Annotated in this window: 1 pseudogene; it reads right to left on the bottom strand. The window is 51.3% G+C overall.

Annotated elements, in window-relative coordinates:
* Positions 1–5: 5 nt before the first annotated feature.
* Positions 6–1,158, bottom strand: a pseudogene (locus GTW09_RS17345) (IS3 family transposase).
* Positions 1,159–1,222: the final 64 nt, after the last annotated feature.

Genomic DNA, 1,222 nt, shown 5'->3' with positions numbered 1-1,222 from the left:
GGGTTCTACCCCGTTTTTACGGACGGTTTGATAAAGACGTAAACTTGCTGTCTTGATTTGCTAGTCTACGTCGCATTCTTGGATTATGGAACCGCTCGACGTAATCGAATACGTCAGCTCTCGCTTCATCCCTTGTTCGATATTGTCGATAGTTAATCCGTTCACGCTTCAGCACACCGAAGAACCCCTCACAGGCAGCGTTATCTGCACAGTGGCCCACGGCACTCATGCTACTAGTCAGGTTTTCGCGCTTGAGCAATCGCTGATAATCACCGCTGGTAAACTGTGTCCCGCGATCAGAGTGCAGCACTACGTTATGTTGCTCCTGCCGTTGCCAGACTGCCATTTCAACGGCACGCATGACCATGTGCCTGTCCTGGCGATGATGCATTGACCAGCCCACGATGAGTTTGCTGAACAGGTCAAGCACCACACACAGGTAGAGCTTTCCTTCCAATGTCGCGATTTCAGTGATGTCAGTGACCCACTTGGTTTCCGGCTCCTGTGCGGTAAAGTCTCGTTCAAGATGATTGGCTAGACCAGCAGGACGCACTGAGCTGCGTTTTGTACCACGGCCTTTTTTGCGCGGCCAGCCGTAAATGCCATTCGCAGCCATGAGCCTTGCGATACGATTCAAACTGGCCTTGAGACCGTCGGTTTGCAGGTCTTCATGCATCCGCGGCGCGCCAATAATGCCGCCGCTGTCGTCGTGAATTTCTCGCATTCGCTCAAGCAACCGTGCGTTGGCGATATCACGCGCACTGGGCTGACGCTCCACCCATGCATAATAACCACTCGGTGAGACGTTTAGGCAGCGGCACATCATGCGAACTGCAAAGCTGTCGCGGCAACGCGATATCGCCTGATACCTTACGGTAACTCTTTGGCGAAGAACGTTGCCGCTTCTCGCAAAAAATCGCGTTCCTTTTTGACTTTAGCCAGCTCTCGTTTCAGTTTCGCCATTTCTTCATCACGGGGGCTGCCATGGCCTTTAAATGCTTGGTCTTTGTTTTGCTCTGCTTCACGTTTCCAACGATTTAACAGGTTGGGATTAACACCGATATCCAGTGCTATCTGGCGACAACTCACACCCGGTTGCTGGGTCAGTAAAACGGCTTCGCGTTTAAATTCCGGGGAATATTTTCTTCGTTTGGTCATAGACACTCCTTCTAGGCATAGTATGCCTCTTTATGGCTGTGTCCGTAAAATATGGGTAGAACCC

The sequence above is a fragment of the Alteromonas hispanica genome (assembly GCF_010500915.1).
Classification (GTDB): domain Bacteria; phylum Pseudomonadota; class Gammaproteobacteria; order Enterobacterales; family Alteromonadaceae; genus Alteromonas; species Alteromonas hispanica.
The sequence above is the reverse complement of the archived record's forward strand: the minus strand, read 5'-3'. Positions and strand labels throughout refer to the sequence as shown.